This window comes from Micromonospora sp. NPDC049175, assembly GCF_043197345.1.
Lineage (GTDB): Bacteria > Actinomycetota > Actinomycetes > Mycobacteriales > Micromonosporaceae > Micromonospora.
Map to the genome: position 1 here is coordinate 91773 of NZ_JBICSY010000007.1, position 14088 is coordinate 105860.

Sequence of the window (14088 nt, forward strand, 5' to 3'; positions counted from 1 at the left end):
CAGGTGGCATGACCAGGCCTGGCTGGGGGTACCGCTGAGGAATGCCGCTGACCCGCAGCCTCGACGATTCGACCGTGGTGATCACCGGCGCGTCCAGCGGGATCGGCACGGCGACCGCGTACGCGTTGGCCCGCCGGGGTGCGGCAGTCGTGCTGGCCGCCCGTAGCGAGGCGGCCCTCCGCCAGGTCGCGCTTCGCTGCCTCGAGCTGGGCGGCCGGGCGCTTGTCGTACCGACCGACGTGACCGATCTGGAGTCGGTGCAGCGGCTGGCCGATCGGGCGGCGGCCGAGTTCGGCCGGATCGACGCCTGGGTGAACAACGCCGGCGTCGGCGCGGTGGGTCTGTTCGACGAGATCCCGGTCGCCGAGTTCCGCCGGGTGCTGGAGGTCAACCTGCTCGGCACGGTGCACGGCATCAAGGCCGCCCTCCCGTACCTCGGCGCGGCCGGCGGTGGCGTGCTCGTCAACAACGCCTCGGCGCTGGCCGAGGTGGCCATGCCGTACCAGTCGGCGTACAACGCCACGAAGCACGGCATCCGCGGGCTGGCCGACACGGTCCGACAGGAGCTGCGGGTCACCGGTCGCGGCCAGATCTCCGTCTGCACGGTGCTGCCGGCCACCATCGACACCCCGTTCTTCCAGCACGCGGCGAACCACAGCGGACGGGAACTGATGCCGCCGCCTCCGATATACCCGCCGGAGGTGGTCGCCGAGACCATCGTCCGGGTGCTGCGCCGACCCCGCCGCGAGGCGTACGCCGGCGGCGCGGCCCGCCTGCTCGGCCTGCAGTGGCGGCTGGCGCCCGCGCTCGTGGAGCGCGCTCTCGGCTGGTACGCCCACCGCGCACAGTTCGGTCCGGGCGCACGGGTGGACAGCAGCGGCAACGTCTTCGACGCCGACGGGCAGGCCCACCGCGACGGCGGCTGGCACGGTCGACGGCGTCAGTTGGTGCGGATGACCGCCGCGTTCGGTCTCGCCGCCGCCGGCACCGCCGTCGGGACGATGGCGGCGATCAACCGCCGATCACGGTTGGCGCCCTGATGACCGGCATCGACCGCCCGAATGCGCGAACCGTCACCGACGCGCACAATGGTGCGATCATGTCGAGCTGTCTGGTGGAGATCGACGATTCGTCGGCGGTGGTCCGGCTGACCGGAACGCTTGACGCCGCCGGAGCCGAAACGGTACGCGGCGTCCTGCTGGCCTACCTCTGGGACCGGCCGGGCCCGGTGGTGGCCGACGTGAGCGGCCTGCGGGTCGCGGACCCGGCCGGACGGGCCGTCTTCGCCGAGGTGCGCCGCGAGGTCGCCGACTGGCCCGCCGTGGATCTGCTGCTGTGCGACCCGGCGGTCGACCGGCCCGGGCAGGCGGACGCGGGAGCACCGAGCCGGCCGAGCATGGTGGCCGGCGTGCCGGCCTGGCCGACGGTGGACGGCGCGTTGGCCTCGGTCGCGGTGGCGCCGCTGGCGGCGGTGCTCAGCGCCGACCTGACCCCGGCGGTGGGAGCCGCCCGGCAGGCCCGTGACCTGGTCACCACCGGCTGCCGACGCTGGGGCATGTCGATGCTTGTCGACCCGGCCACCATCGCGATCACCGAAATGGTGAACAACGTGGTGGCGCACGCACGCACCCCGATGACCGTACGGCTGGCGCCCCAGGGCGACACCCTGCACCTGGCGGTGCGCGACTACTCCGCGCGTCGGCCGACGTTCGCCGGGCTGTCCCCGCCGAACCGGGTCGGCGGCCGGGGCCTGCTGCTGATCGACACGGTGGCCCGACGCTGGGGCAGCAGCGCCCTGCCGGACGGCAAGGTCGTGTGGTGCGTGCTGCACCCGGAGGACGAGGCCGCGCACCTCAGCTGACGCGGCGTTTCGCCTCCGGTGCCGGTTTTGCCAATGGCACAGCCTGCGGTGCTCCGGTTATGGCGGGAGGGCAGCGGGTAGTGATCAGACATGCGCGACAACGAGTACCCGACCCCCGTGTCCGACACCGAGGCGCAAGGTCTGCCCGACACCGCCGATGACGACTCGACCGCCAACGACGACGTCCTCACCGGGCGCGAGGCGGACGGCCCGGATCCGGCCCAACTCCCCGGCGACCGGACGCCGGTGGCGGTGGACCGCTTCGGGACGACCGCCGAGGAGCAGCTCGACGGTGAGTCGTTGGACTACAAGCTCGACCGCGAGGTCTACGAGCGCCCGGCGGACGACCCGCTGGCCGGAACGATCGACCCGAAGATCGCCTTCGAGGCGGACAACCTGGAAGCCGCCGCGGAGGCACAGCTCGACGCCGACGTGATGGACCCGGGGCCCACCTCGGATCCGAACTCGCCGGTCTCCCTCTACGACCACGGTCAGCTCGGCACGGTCGCCGACGCCACAGTGGGTCGGCTGGTCGAGCCGGACGAGGGGTCGCACACCGACCAGGAGACCGACTCGGTGGCGTACGACGCCGGTTCCGCCGGCGGCGGGGCGACCGCCGAGGAGCTGGCCATCCACGAGACGGAGCCGCCGCGCTCGGTCTGACCCCGGTCAGTCGTCTCTGACCCGGTCAGTCGTCCAGGCCGCGTTCGATGGCGTACCGGGTCAGCTCCACGCGGTTGTGCAGTTGCAGCTTGCCCAGGGTGTTCTGCACGTGGTTCTGCACCGTGCGGTGCGACAGCCCGAGGCGCTGGGCGATCTGCTTGTACGACATCCCCTTCGCCACCAGCCGCAGCACCTCGGTCTCCCGGTCGGTGAGCCGGGGCGTCGCCGGTTCCGCTCCGCCGGCCGGGTCGGGGCCCTGCCCAGGCCCGGCGGCCAGCCGGCGGTACTCGCCCAGGACGAGCCCGGCGAGGCCGGGGGTGAAGACCGCGTTGCCGGCCGCGGTCCGGCGGACCGCGTCGAGGAACTCCGCGGGCGCTGTCGACTTCACCAGGTAACCGGTGGCCCCCGCCTTGACCGCGTCCAGCACGCTCTGCTGTTCGCCACTGGCGCTGAGCATCAGCACCCGCACGTCGGGCAACGCCGCGCGCAGACCCTGGATCACCTCGACGCCGGAGATGTCCGGCAGTTGCAGGTCGAGAACGACGACGTCGGGCCGGGCGGCGGCGGCCACCCGGATGGCCTGGAGGCCCTCACCGCTCGTCGCCACCACGAGGAACCCGGCCTCGGTCAGGTCGCGGGCCACGCCCTCCCGCCACATCGGATGGTCGTCGACCACCATCACCCGGGTGGGGTTCACCGGCGTGCCCTCGGCACGGTCAGCTCGATCTCGGTGCCGGCGTCGGGTGCGGACGCGATCCGCACCGTCCCGCCCAGCTCGACCACCCGGCCCCGGATCGACTGGGTCACGCCGAGCCGGCCCTGAGCGGCGGCCTCGGCCAGCCGGCCGTCCGGGATGCCCGGCCCTTCGTCGCGGATCGACACCGTCACCGTCTCCCCCTCGTCCTCGATCAGCACCCAGGCCCGTCCGCCGGCGTGCCGCCCCACGTTGTCCAGGGCCGCGCCGGTCGCGGCGGCCAACTCTCCGGCCACCAGGCGGGGCAGCGGCACCGGGGTGGCCGGGGCGGAGAGCGCCACCGCCGATGAGGCGTACCGGCCGAGCAGGGTCCGCAGGTCCACGGCGGCGTCGGGCCCGTCCAGGGGCACGGCGGCGGCCGGGCCGGTGCCGGCGATCAGCGCCCGCAACGCGGCCTCCTGCTCGCCGGCCAGCCGGGCCAGCTCGCCGGCTTCGCCGGGCAGGTCAGCGCCCCGCCGCTGGACAAGCGCCAGCACCTGGAGCACCGAGTCGTGGATCCCCCGGGCCAGTCGTTCCCGCTCGCGGGTGGCGGCCTCCAGCTCCACCGCGCGTTGCAGTCGTGCCTCGGCGCCCGCCGCGAGTCGGGCCACGTGCCCGACCACCACCCCGGCGAGCAGCATGAGGATGACCCCGGTGAACGAGGACTGGCCGATCCGCTCCCGGGTGGCCAGGTCCGCGCCGGCAACCAGCAGCGCGGCGACCGTGCCCCGCCGCCGGCCGCCGGAGACGGCCCAGGCCAGCACCGGGCCGGCCATCCAGGCCACCCCCATCGTGGGTACGCCGTGGGTGAGCGCCGTCCGCCCGACCACCCACGGGGTGGCGAGCACGACGGCCAGCACCACTCCGAGATCGGCCAGCAGCAGCGGCCAGCGCCGCCAGGCCGGTCGGGCGTACGCGAAGGCGGTCACCCCGGTCCAGGTCATCATCACGAGGACCAGGGCCCCGACGGCGTACGGGTGGGCGTACCGGTCGGCGTCGCGCACCGCGAGCACGCAGACGTACGCCAGCGACGCCAGCCTGAACACCGCGAGCGCACGCCACAGCGGCACCTCGAATCCACCCGGCGGCGACGGCATGGCCGTCACGATGCCATATGCGGCCGGTAGCACGGCGACCAGCGAGTGCGCTTCGGGAAACCCTGACGTACGGTGGAAAAGCCGCGAAATACTCCGAGATGCGCCGCCGGGACGGGCCCATGACGAACGCAGATCCGCACGCACCGCGTACGGTTGTGCCCATCGAACCTGCCCTCCTGATCGCCGACGCCTTCGACCAGGCCCAGGTGACCGAGATTCGACACTCGGTCACCTCCTGCGCGCACGCCTCCGGGCTCGCCGGCCAACGGCTTGACGATTTCGTGCTCGCGATCAACGAGTTGATCACCAACGCGGTGCGGCACGGCGGCGGGCGGGGATGGCTCCGGCTCTGGCACGAGTCGGAGCTGCTGGTCTGCGAGGTCGCCGATCACGGGCACGGGATCAGCCCGCAGCGGCTGGGCGATCGCAGCCGGCCGACCACGGACACCGCCGGCGGCTGGGGCCTGTGGCTGGCCCGCGAGCTGACCGACGCCATGGAGGTCGTCACCAGCACCGCCGGCACCACTGTCCGCGTCACCACAAGCCTCACCCAGCACAACCACACCCCGCGCTGAACCCGCGCCCGCCCCGCGATCTTGCACTTACTGTCCCGACGAATCTCTCGAAACCACTCATTGCGACGACACAAACTGCAAGATCGCGCCGGTGAGGGGCGGGGCCGGGTCAGGCGAACAGGGCGGAGACGGATTCTCCGTTGTGGATCCGGCGCATCGCCTCGGCCAGGGCCGGGGCCACCGACAACACCTCCAACACGGGGACCCGCTTCACGGCCGGGATGGGCACCGTGTTGGTGCAGACGATCTCCAGGACGCCGTCCTGGTCGCCGAGCCGCCGCAACGCGTCACCGGAGAAGAGCCCGTGCGTGCAGGCGAGCCGGATCGAGCGGACCTTCAGGCCGCGTAGGTGCTCCATCAGCTCGATCACCGTGCTGCCCTTGGCGATCTCGTCGTCCAGCACGATGACGTCCCGATCGGTCACCTCGCCGATCACCGCGCTGATCGTGACCAGGTCGTCGCTGAACCGCTGCTTCGCCCCGGCCGCGACAGGCGTGCCGAGCAGTCGGGCGAAGGCCGCCGCCTCCTTGGCGTTGCCCAGGTCGGGCGAGACCACCACGGTGTTGCTCAGGTCGTAGCGCCGGAAGTGGTTGGCCAACTCCCGCAACGCGTGCAGGTGATCGACGGGAACGCTGAAGAAGCCGTGCACCTGCGGCGAGTGCAGCGTCATCGCGAGCACCCGATCCGCACCGGCCGACGTGAGCAGGTCGGCGACGAGCCGGGCGCCGATCGAGATCCGCGGCGCGTCCTTCTTGTCGGAACGGGCGTACGCGTAGTGCGGCAACACCACGGTGATCCGGCCGGCCGACGCACCCCGGGCGGCGTCGATCATCAACAGCAGCTCGACCAGGTTTTCCTGCACGGGCGGCACCAGCGGCTGGATCAGGAAGACGTCCCGCTCCCGGCAGTTGGCCTGCAACTGCACTTCCAGACAGTCGTTCGCGAATCGGGACACCCGTACCGGATGCAGCGGCACACCGAGGTGGGCACAGATCTCGGCGGCCAGGTCGGGATGGGCGGTTCCACTGAAAACTGCGATGTCGCGCACGTTCGCACATCGTAGGCGACGTGGTGGGCGGCGGACGGCGGCGGGCCGTAACCGGACGTGACGCCTGTCGCACCACACCGCCGTGTTGGGTACGGTGCTGCGGTGACCCCCCAGTACGTCGCCGCCATCGACCAGGGCACCACCTCCTCGCGGTGCATCGTCTTCGACCGGGCCGGGGACATCGTCGCCGTCGCCCAGCGCGAGCACCGGCAGATCTTCCCCCGCCCCGGCTGGGTGGAACACGACGCCGAGGAGATCTGGGCCAACGTCGAGCAGGTCGTCGCCGAGGCACTGCGGGCCGCCGACACCGACGCGACCGGGTTGGCCGCCGTCGGCATCACCAACCAGCGGGAGACCACGGTCGTCTGGGACCGGGCCACCGGCCGCCCGGTGGCGAACGCCATCGTCTGGCAGGACACCCGGACCGGGCCGCTGCTGCGCGAGCTGGCCTCGGCGTACGGCGAGGAGCGGTTCCGGGCCCGCACGGGCCTGCCGTTGGCCACCTACTTCGCCGGGCCGAAGCTGCGCTGGCTGCTCGACGAGGTCGACGGCCTGCGCGAGCGCGCGGAGCGCGGCGAGGTGCTCTTCGGCACCATGGACAGCTGGCTGATCTGGAAGTTGACCGGTGAGCACGTCACCGACGTGACGAACGCCAGCCGGACCATGCTGATGGACCTCACCACGCTGGACTGGGCGCCGGAGTTGCTCGACGCGATGGGTGTGCCGGCGGCGATGCTGCCGGAGATCCGCTGCTCCGCCGAGGTGTACGGCACCGCCACCGGCGTGCTCGCCGGGGTGCCGGTGGCCAGCGCACTCGGCGACCAGCAGGCCGCCCTGTTCGGGCAGACCTGCTTCCAGCCGGGCGAGGCGAAGTGCACCTACGGCACCGGCAGCTTCCTGCTGCTCAACACCGGCGCCAGCCCGGTCCCGTCGACACACGGCCTGCTCACCACGGTCGCCTACCGGATCAAGGACCAACCCCCGGCGTACGCCCTGGAGGGCGCGATCGCGGTCACCGGCTCGCTGGTGCAGTGGTTGCGGGACAACCTCGGGTTGATCTCCACGGCGGCCGAGGTGGAGGACCTGGCCCGGACCGTCGACGACAACGGCGGCTGCTACGTGGTGCCGGCGTTCTCCGGGCTGTTCGCCCCGCACTGGCGCAGCGACGCGCGGGGTGTGATCGCCGGCCTGACCGGCTACATCACCAAGGGGCACCTGGCGCGGGCGGTGCTGGAGGCGTCGGCGTGGCAGACCCGTGAGGTGGTCGACGCGATGGACGCCGACTCCGACGTGGCGCTGCGCCGACTCCGGGTGGACGGCGGGATGACGGCCAACGGCCTGCTGATGCAGTTCCTCGCGGACGTGCTCGACGTGCCGGTGATCAGGTCCCGGATCACCGAGACCACCTGCCTGGGCGCCGCGTACGCGGCCGGTCTGGCGGTCGGCTTCTGGCCGGATCTGGCCACCCTGCGGGCGCAGTGGCGCTCCGACGCGCAGTGGGAGCCCGCGATGGCCCCGGAGCTGCGCGAGCAGGAGCTGGGCCAGTGGCGCAAGGCCGTGCAGCGCACCCTCGACTGGGTGGACTGAACGGGTCAGCGGGCGCGTCGCAGCCGCTGTATCCCCGCCCGCAGGAAGACGACGGCGAGCGCCACCATCGTCGCCAACAGGGCCGAGCCCACCAGCAGTGGGGCGATGAGCCAGGCCATCAGGCTGACGGTGGCCCGCGTCCCGTTGGCCCAGCCGTCGACCCGCTCGCCGGCACGCGGTGAGCCGCCGCCCACCGGGCCGGTGACCACGCGCCCGTCGGCCATCTTCCAGGTGCCGCGGCACCGCTGGGTGGCCTTCGGACCGCCGAAGTCACAGGACTCGACCCGGATGCTCACCCGCTCGGCGCCGATCATGTTGCGGCCGAGGCCGACGGGCAGCACCAGGAGACCCAGGACCATGAGGATCGGCACCAGAACCCGTTGCCAGCGCGGCCGGCCGGCCATCCTGGTCACGTAGCTCTCGGGGGGCGGCGGCACGGTCCGTCGGGGCGCCATAGGCCGCAGGCTATCAACGTGCGGCAACCCGCTCACTCCCAGCGGTTGCCGGTCAGCTTCTCGTAGACCTCGACGTAACGGGCGCGGGTCGCCTCGACCACCTCGTCCGGCACGTCCGGCGCCGGGGGCTGCTTGTCCCAGCCGCCGCCGGTGGCCCAGTCCCGCACGTACTGCTTGTCGTAGGAGAACTGCACGCGGCCGGGCTGGTACGACTCGGCCGGCCAGAACCGCGACGAGTCGGAGGTGAGCAGCTCGTCGGCGAGGACCAGGGTGCCGTCCGGCGCCCAGCCCAACTCGATCTTGGTGTCGGCGATCAGGATGCCCCGGTCGGCGGCCAGCTCCGCGCCACGCCGGTAGACGTCGATGGTGATCTGCCGCAGTCGCTCGGCGGTGGCCTCGCCCACCTTGTCCACCACGTCGTCGTACGTGATGGGTTCGTCGTGTTCGCCCATCGGCGCCTTGCTGGACGGCGTGAAGATCGGCTCGGGCAGGATCGACGCCTCGCCCAGCCCTCGGGGCAGCGGTATGCCGGAGACGGCCCCGGTCTGCTCGTACTCCCGCAGGCCGCCACCGGTGAGGTAGCCGCGAGCGACGCACTCGACCGGGAGCATGTCCAGCCGCTGGCAGCGGATCGCGCGCCCGGCGAACTCGGCGGGCACGTCGGTGGCCGAGATGACGTGGTTCGGCACCAGGTCGGCGAGCTGCTCGAACCACCACAGCGAGAGTGCGGTGAGCAGGCGACCCTTGTCCGGGATCGGCGTCGGCAGCGCCACGTCGTAGATCGAGATGCGGTCCGAGGCGACCAGGATCAGGTCGTCGCCGTCGGCGTACAGGTCCCGAACCTTGCCCGAGTGCAGAAGTTCCACGCGCCCTAGTACACCACGCGACATCGGGGGGACTGATTCGACCACCCGCGCCGGGGGGTGACCGGACGGACGTTGACACCTTCGTGCGCTCCCTGCGTGAATGGTCCGACCGCCGCCCTCGCAGGTCCAGGAGACCCCCCGTGCCCGTTGTTCCACAGCCGATCGACCGCCTCGGCGCCGACCCGGGCCGGCGCCGACTGCTCACCGCGTTGCTCGGTGCGCCCCTGCTCACGTCCGGCGCGCTGGCCGGATGCAGCGACGGCGCCGCCACGTCGAGCCAGGACGGGCCCGTCGAGCTGTCGGTCTTCTGGTGGGGTGGCACCAAGCGTGCCGAGCTCACCGAGAAGGTGCTGCGGCTCTACTCGGATCGCAACCCGCGGGTCACCTTCCGGGTCACCTGGCAGGGCGCCGACGGCTACTACGAGCGACTGGCCACCCAGGCGGCCGGCGGGAACGTGCCGGACCTGATCCAGATCGACGACACAATGCTCACCGAGTACGCGCAGCGCCAGATCATCCTCGACCTCACCGACCAGGTCCGCGACCATCACCTCGACCTGCGGGGCCTGCCGGAGGGCCTGATCCGCTACGGCACGGTGGAGGGGCGGACGATGGCGGTGGCCGCCGGGCAGACCCACGTGGGTGTGGTCTTCAACCGGGACCTGCTGCGGGAGCTCCGGGTGCCGGAGCCGCGCGCCGGAATGAGCTGGGCCGAGTACATCTTCTGGGCGGAACAGGTCACCGAGGCCAGCGAGGGCAGGGTGGCCGGCACCATGGACGGGTCCGGCGACTACCGGGCGTTCTGGCTCTGGCTGCGGTCGCAGGGCGGCGAGCTGTACCGGGGCAAGCAGCTCGGTTTCGGCGTGGAGCAGTTGATCGCCTGGTTCGAGCTGTGGCAGCGGGCCCGCAGGGGGCGGGCCACCCCGGGTGCGGCGCTTGTCGAGCAGGCCGACAGCCGCGAGCCGTCCCGGCAACTGGTGGTGACCGGTTTGACCGCCGCGTCGTTCGCGTGGTCTCACCAACTCCCGGAGTTGCAGCGTCTCACCGAGGCCGAGCTGGGCATGGTCGGCCTGCCGGGGCCGACCGGCGCGCAGTGGGCGCGCGCGTCGATGTACTGGGCCGCGTTCCGGGGCACCCGCCATCCGGACACCGTCGCCGACGTGATCAATTTCCTGACCACGAACGGCGAGGCCGGCACCGTCCTCGGCCACGAACGTGGCCTGAACGTCAGTCTCGCCGTCCGCCGCTATGCCGAGGGCAGCATCACCGACCCGGCCCAGCAACGGGCCGCCGCGTTCGGCGCGGCCATCACTGACCAACTCGGGCCGGCCCCGGCGCCACCGCCGAAGGGGCACGCCACGGTGCGGACCCTGTTGGTCGCCACCGCGGAGAGCATCCGCGCCAAGCGGGCCGGCACCCGGGAGGCCGCCTCACGTTTCATCGCCCAGGCCAACGCCGCACTCGTGGCGTAACGAACATCGGCCGGCCGACGGACCGCCGTCGACCGACCGATGGGGACGGGCCGCTGGGTCAGCGCGGCGGACCGTTGCGACGATTACGGGTCAGACGCAGCACCAGGAACACGATGACGCCGACCACCACCAGGCAGCAGAGCAGGCTGAGGATGCCGAAGCCGCCGCCGCCGCGGGACCGCCGGCGGGCGGCCTCCACCACCACCTCGCCGGTGCCCGTGGACGCCCAGGCCGCGACGGGCACGAAGACCGCCAGTACGGCCCCACCGAGGACCGCGCTGAGCCGGCCCCACCACTTACCGAATGAAGACATGTGCCCATCCTCGCCGACTGACGCAACCTCGGCACGTCGGTCCGCGCCGAACCACGGGACCGAACCGTCCGTCCGCGACGACACGCCGTGCGGCGCGCCCTCACCTCACCGGCTGTCGAAGAGGAACACCTGACCACGCGCCGCCGGATCACAGGCGAGCTGGAGCAGTTGGGCGCCCGCCTGGGCGGAGTTGTCCCGGAAGCCGACGCACAGATTGCTGTGCACCGGTCGCAACCGATAGCCCCACAGTGGCGCGGCCACCGGCTCGACGCGGAACAGTTGCCCACGCCCGGAGGCGCAGTAGTCGTCGTAGAGCGGCGCCCCCACACTCACCGACCCCTTCTCCACCCCCGTGCAGCCGGGCCCGTACACGTCGTGGTCGGTCGCGATCCGGTACGCGCCGCCCTCGGCCGCCACCAGACTCATCCTCGGGAACTGGGTGCCGCACGACGGCTGCTGGTAGAGGTAGCCGCTGTCGCCACCCTGCTCGGTCAGGCACATGCCGCTGTGGACGGCGCGGATCCGCACCGGCCCCGGGGTGACGGCCGGCGGCAGGCCAACGAGACCGGGCACCTCCTGCGCGGTGACGGCACGCGGGAGCACCCGCACCTCGTCGACGTCACCCGGCCAGAAATCCGCCGCCGCGCCGTCGCGCAGCCCCCGCCCCAGCACCAGGGCGCCGGTGGCCGGCCAACTCGCCACGTGGCTCGCCGTGCCGGCCAGCGTCCCGTTGACGTACAGCCGTAGTTGGCCGGCGGCGGCGTCGAAGACACCGGTCAGGTGCGTCCAGGTGTTGACGCTTGCCGACGAGGACACCGCCGCGTCGGTGGCCGCACTCCCGCCCGGCTCGTCGACCCGGTCCATCCGGAAGACCCACCGGCCGGTCGCGGCCTCGTAGCGCAGCCGGAACCGGCTGTTGTGCTGCCCGTCCTGGCCGACCGCGACGGCGTCCCGACCGGCTCCGGCGAGTCGCACCCAGGCCGACACGGTGAAGCTGGCGTCCCCCGCCACCACCGGCCCCGCCGTGTACGCCGCTCCGGACGTCCCGTCCAGGCGCACTCCCCCGTCGCGCACATCCTGGTGGAATGCCGCGCCGGGTGCCAGGTAGAGCGAGTGCCCGTTCCCGCTGGAATCGGCGCCGACCACACCTGTCGGCTCGTTCAGGTGCCACCACGCCTCCGGGCCAAACGGCTCGCCGGCCAACTCCTCGATGATCTTCTTGGGCGCCGTCGGGTAGTCGTAGAGCTGGACCTCGTCGAGCGAACCGGTCCAGGCGCCACGCGCGCCGGACACACCGTTCCCCTGGCCGAGCAGGAGGGGGCCGGAGGCGTTCCAGGTGCTGCGGTACGGCGTACTGCCGGCCAGCCGACCGTTGAGGTAGATCCGCACCTCGCCCGCGTCGTGGTCGTACACGCCGGCGAGGTGGGTCCAGACGCCGAGTTGGGGAGCCGTGTTCGCCACCGCGACCCGCTCCGCCGCCGCCTCGCCGTCCGCCTCCCGAAGCGCGAACGCCCACCGCCTGCGGGCGTGGTCGTAGCGCAACACGAAACCGTTTCCGGCGACCCCGGCCTGGGCCACCGCGACCCGGTCCTGGCCGACCTGGTCCAGGCGGACCCAGGCCAGCACCGAGAAGCTCTGGCCGGTGTTCACCGCCGGCCCGGCCGACCGACCGTAACTGCCCTCGATGCCGTTCAGCAGCACCGCGCTGCCGTGCCGCCCGGACGCCTGCCACGACGCCCCGCCGCTGAACGTGACACTGCCATCGGGAACGCGTGTCGCCACGTCCCGGCCGATGACGCCCTGCCCCTCGTCGAGCGGCAACTCGACGAGTGGCGCCGGCACGGATCGCAGCTTGAAGCGGTACGACTGCGGCCAGCCGAGGTTGTCGGCCCGGTCCACGGCGAGCACCTTGAGTTCGTATTCGCCGGGCGTCTCGGCGGTCCAGCGCAGCACACCGGTGCCACCCGGCCGGTCCGCGCTCACCCGCCCGGTGACGTAGCCGCTCTGGCCGCCGAGCTGGTATTCGAAGCTCACCACGTCCTGGTCGCCGTCCGCGTCGAACCGGAACACGCCCGTGCGGTCGACCCGGGCGCCCGGACCGGACGAGGGGAAGTCGACCGAGGTGACCGTCGGCACGGTGGTGGGACCGGTCATGTCCACGGTGAACTCGCACCAGGGCCCCGGCGGCCCGGTGTCGACCTGGTCGTTGACCGTCGCCCGCCACCGGTACGTGCCGCCGTCGGCGAGCACCCAGTCCGGCACCTGGTACGTCTTGATGTGCTCGGGCAGCGTCTCGCTGGTGTGCACCGGGGTGCCGTCCGGCGTCTGCACCTCGAAGGTGACCTGCTGAGCACCGCCCTCGCTGCCCGTCCCGGCGTCCTCGGACACCTCCACGGCCAGCACCGGCCCGAGGGTCCGTACCCAGGTCGTCGCCCCGCCACCGGAACAGCCGGGCATGGTGTCGGTCGGCGTCATCACCGGCGTTTCCGGCACGATGTTGAACCGCACCGCGAGCACCGGCTTGTTGTCGAAGGTCATCGCCCCGGAGATGCTCTGGTCGTCACCGGTCAGGCCCAGCGTGAGCTGTCGCCAACTGTTCGCCGCCGCCTCGCGCATCAGGGCCAGCGCGTCCACCTCCACACTGCCGCCCGGACATTCGGGGCCGCCGCCCTTGGCGGTCCGCACGGTGCCCAGCAGCCGCTGCTCGGTGGGCGGATTCGACCAACTCGTCGACGGGCTGATCGGGCCGGTGAGGTGCAGTTGCAGGGCCTGCGGATAGCACGAGTAGGAGAACAGCTGGTTAAGGCTGAAGGCGGTGTGCTCCAGGATGGTCTTGCCGACGAAGAACGCCGTGTCCATCTGGAAGTACGAGTGGTACATGTTGTACGAGGACTCCTCCGGGTCGTGCCCGACCCGGGCGTGGTAGTCGTCCCTGTCCCACCACACCTGGGAGGGCAGCTCCCGGGATGTCATCGCCCAGTGCTGGCGCTGGCCCGTCGGCGGTGCGTCGGCGCTGGAGGTGCCGGCCCGTAGCTCCGCCGTGAAGGTGCGGTCCGGGTTGGCGAAGACGGTCCGGTCCGGCGTCCGTAGTGCGGGCATCTCGACCCGGCGGCCGAGCCGGACGGCCGACGCCGTTGCCGCCGACGCCGTTGCCGCCGGCCAGGGCGCCCGGGCCGCGAGGTCCGGTCGGGCCGCGGGGGCCGCGGGGGCCGGTCGCGACGGCCGGGCCGCGGGGGCCGGTCGAGCCGCCGACCGGTCCGGTCCCGGCGGGGCGGCCAGCGGATTTGCCGCCAACCGGCCCTGCGGAGCGGGGGAGGGCACGGTCGTGCCGCCGGCCACCAGGACGAGCACCGCCACTGTCGCGACAGCTCGCCCGATCGAGCCGAGCCGGATACTCTTCGACACCTGCCCTCCCCCG

At 72.5% G+C, this 14088-nt stretch carries 13 protein-coding genes; 6 read left to right on the forward strand and 7 right to left on the reverse strand.

Annotated features, from left to right (window positions below):
- The first annotated feature begins 41 nt into the window (after positions 1 to 41).
- The 3 genes from ACGFH8_RS26400 (at position 42) to ACGFH8_RS26410 (ending at position 2524) form a co-directional block, all read left to right on the forward strand.
- The gene (locus ACGFH8_RS26400; RefSeq protein WP_393371993.1) at positions 42 to 1040 is read left to right on the forward strand and encodes an SDR family oxidoreductase; all 999 of its coding nucleotides are present in this window, start codon (positions 42 to 44) and stop codon (positions 1038 to 1040) included.
- A 59-nt stretch (positions 1041 to 1099) separates the two neighbouring features.
- Entirely contained in the window at positions 1100 to 1861 is a 762-nt protein-coding gene (locus ACGFH8_RS26405) for an ATP-binding protein (protein ID WP_393371995.1), read from the forward strand.
- A gap of 90 nt (positions 1862 to 1951) precedes the next feature.
- On the forward strand, positions 1952 to 2524 hold the full coding sequence (locus ACGFH8_RS26410; protein ID WP_112583682.1) for a DUF5709 domain-containing protein: 573 nt from the start codon (positions 1952 to 1954) through the stop codon (positions 2522 to 2524).
- A gap of 25 nt (positions 2525 to 2549) precedes the next feature.
- On the opposite strand, the gene ACGFH8_RS26415 is transcribed toward ACGFH8_RS26410, so the two are convergent.
- Positions 2550 to 3203 (reverse strand): response regulator, encoded by a 654-nt coding sequence (locus ACGFH8_RS26415; protein ID WP_393372430.1) that lies wholly within the window; start codon positions 3201 to 3203, stop codon positions 2550 to 2552.
- A gap of 14 nt (positions 3204 to 3217) precedes the next feature.
- Complete coding sequence (gene macS / locus ACGFH8_RS26420; protein ID WP_393371998.1) at positions 3218 to 4354, reverse strand: MacS family sensor histidine kinase; 1137 nt, start codon at positions 4352 to 4354, stop codon at positions 3218 to 3220.
- Between the two features lie 119 nt (positions 4355 to 4473).
- On the opposite strand from macS, the gene ACGFH8_RS26425 reads away from it, so the two are divergent.
- Positions 4474 to 4929 (forward strand): ATP-binding protein, encoded by a 456-nt coding sequence (locus tag ACGFH8_RS26425; RefSeq protein WP_393372001.1) that lies wholly within the window; start codon positions 4474 to 4476, stop codon positions 4927 to 4929.
- A gap of 109 nt (positions 4930 to 5038) precedes the next feature.
- On the opposite strand, the gene ACGFH8_RS26430 is transcribed toward ACGFH8_RS26425, so the two are convergent.
- Positions 5039 to 5977 (reverse strand): ribose-phosphate diphosphokinase, encoded by a 939-nt coding sequence (locus ACGFH8_RS26430; protein WP_393372004.1) that lies wholly within the window; start codon positions 5975 to 5977, stop codon positions 5039 to 5041.
- Between the two features lie 102 nt (positions 5978 to 6079).
- Between ACGFH8_RS26430 and glpK the strand changes: the two genes are divergently transcribed.
- Entirely contained in the window at positions 6080 to 7564 is a 1485-nt protein-coding gene (glpK, locus tag ACGFH8_RS26435) for a glycerol kinase GlpK (protein ID WP_393372006.1), read from the forward strand.
- A 5-nt stretch (positions 7565 to 7569) separates the two neighbouring features.
- Here glpK and ACGFH8_RS26440 read toward each other — a convergent pair whose 3' ends face one another.
- Entirely contained in the window at positions 7570 to 8019 is a 450-nt protein-coding gene (locus ACGFH8_RS26440; protein WP_393372009.1) for a hypothetical protein, read from the reverse strand.
- A gap of 32 nt (positions 8020 to 8051) precedes the next feature.
- Positions 8052 to 8885, reverse strand: coding sequence for a phosphoribosylaminoimidazolesuccinocarboxamide synthase (locus ACGFH8_RS26445; RefSeq protein WP_393372010.1), 834 nt, complete (start codon positions 8883 to 8885; stop codon positions 8052 to 8054).
- A 140-nt stretch (positions 8886 to 9025) separates the two neighbouring features.
- On the opposite strand from ACGFH8_RS26445, the gene ACGFH8_RS26450 reads away from it, so the two are divergent.
- Entirely contained in the window at positions 9026 to 10357 is a 1332-nt protein-coding gene (locus ACGFH8_RS26450; RefSeq protein WP_393372013.1) for an ABC transporter substrate-binding protein, read from the forward strand.
- Positions 10358 to 10415: 58 nt separating this feature from the next.
- Here the strand turns inward: ACGFH8_RS26450 and ACGFH8_RS26455 are convergent, their stop codons facing one another.
- Both ACGFH8_RS26455 and ACGFH8_RS26460 read right to left on the reverse strand, forming a co-directional pair.
- Positions 10416 to 10670 carry a hypothetical protein gene (locus tag ACGFH8_RS26455; RefSeq protein WP_393372016.1) on the reverse strand — a complete coding sequence of 85 codons (255 nt, stop codon included), beginning with the start codon at positions 10668 to 10670 and terminating at the stop codon, positions 10416 to 10418.
- A gap of 105 nt (positions 10671 to 10775) precedes the next feature.
- A complete protein-coding gene (locus ACGFH8_RS26460) occupies positions 10776 to 14075 on the reverse strand; it encodes a LamG-like jellyroll fold domain-containing protein (RefSeq protein ID WP_393372019.1) in 3300 nt (1099 codons plus the stop codon).
- Positions 14076 to 14088: the final 13 nt, after the last annotated feature.

What these genes read in the sequence shown, in the direction of transcription:
- ACGFH8_RS26400 (WP_393371993.1), top strand. Translation starts at nt 42, where the DNA reads ATGCCGCTGACCCGCAGCCTCGACGATTCGACCGTGGTGATCACCGGC.
- ACGFH8_RS26405 (WP_393371995.1), top strand. Translation starts at nt 1,100, where the DNA reads ATGTCGAGCTGTCTGGTGGAGATCGACGATTCGTCGGCGGTGGTCCGG.
- ACGFH8_RS26410 (WP_112583682.1), top strand. Translation starts at nt 1,952, where the DNA reads ATGCGCGACAACGAGTACCCGACCCCCGTGTCCGACACCGAGGCGCAA.
- ACGFH8_RS26415 (WP_393372430.1), bottom strand. Translation starts at nt 3,203, where the DNA reads ATGGTGGTCGACGACCATCCGATGTGGCGGGAGGGCGTGGCCCGCGAC.
- macS (WP_393371998.1), bottom strand. Translation starts at nt 4,354, where the DNA reads ATGCCGTCGCCGCCGGGTGGATTCGAGGTGCCGCTGTGGCGTGCGCTC.
- ACGFH8_RS26425 (WP_393372001.1), top strand. Translation starts at nt 4,474, where the DNA reads ATGACGAACGCAGATCCGCACGCACCGCGTACGGTTGTGCCCATCGAA.
- ACGFH8_RS26440 (WP_393372009.1), bottom strand. Translation starts at nt 8,019, where the DNA reads ATGGCGCCCCGACGGACCGTGCCGCCGCCCCCCGAGAGCTACGTGACC.
- ACGFH8_RS26455 (WP_393372016.1), bottom strand. Translation starts at nt 10,670, where the DNA reads ATGTCTTCATTCGGTAAGTGGTGGGGCCGGCTCAGCGCGGTCCTCGGT.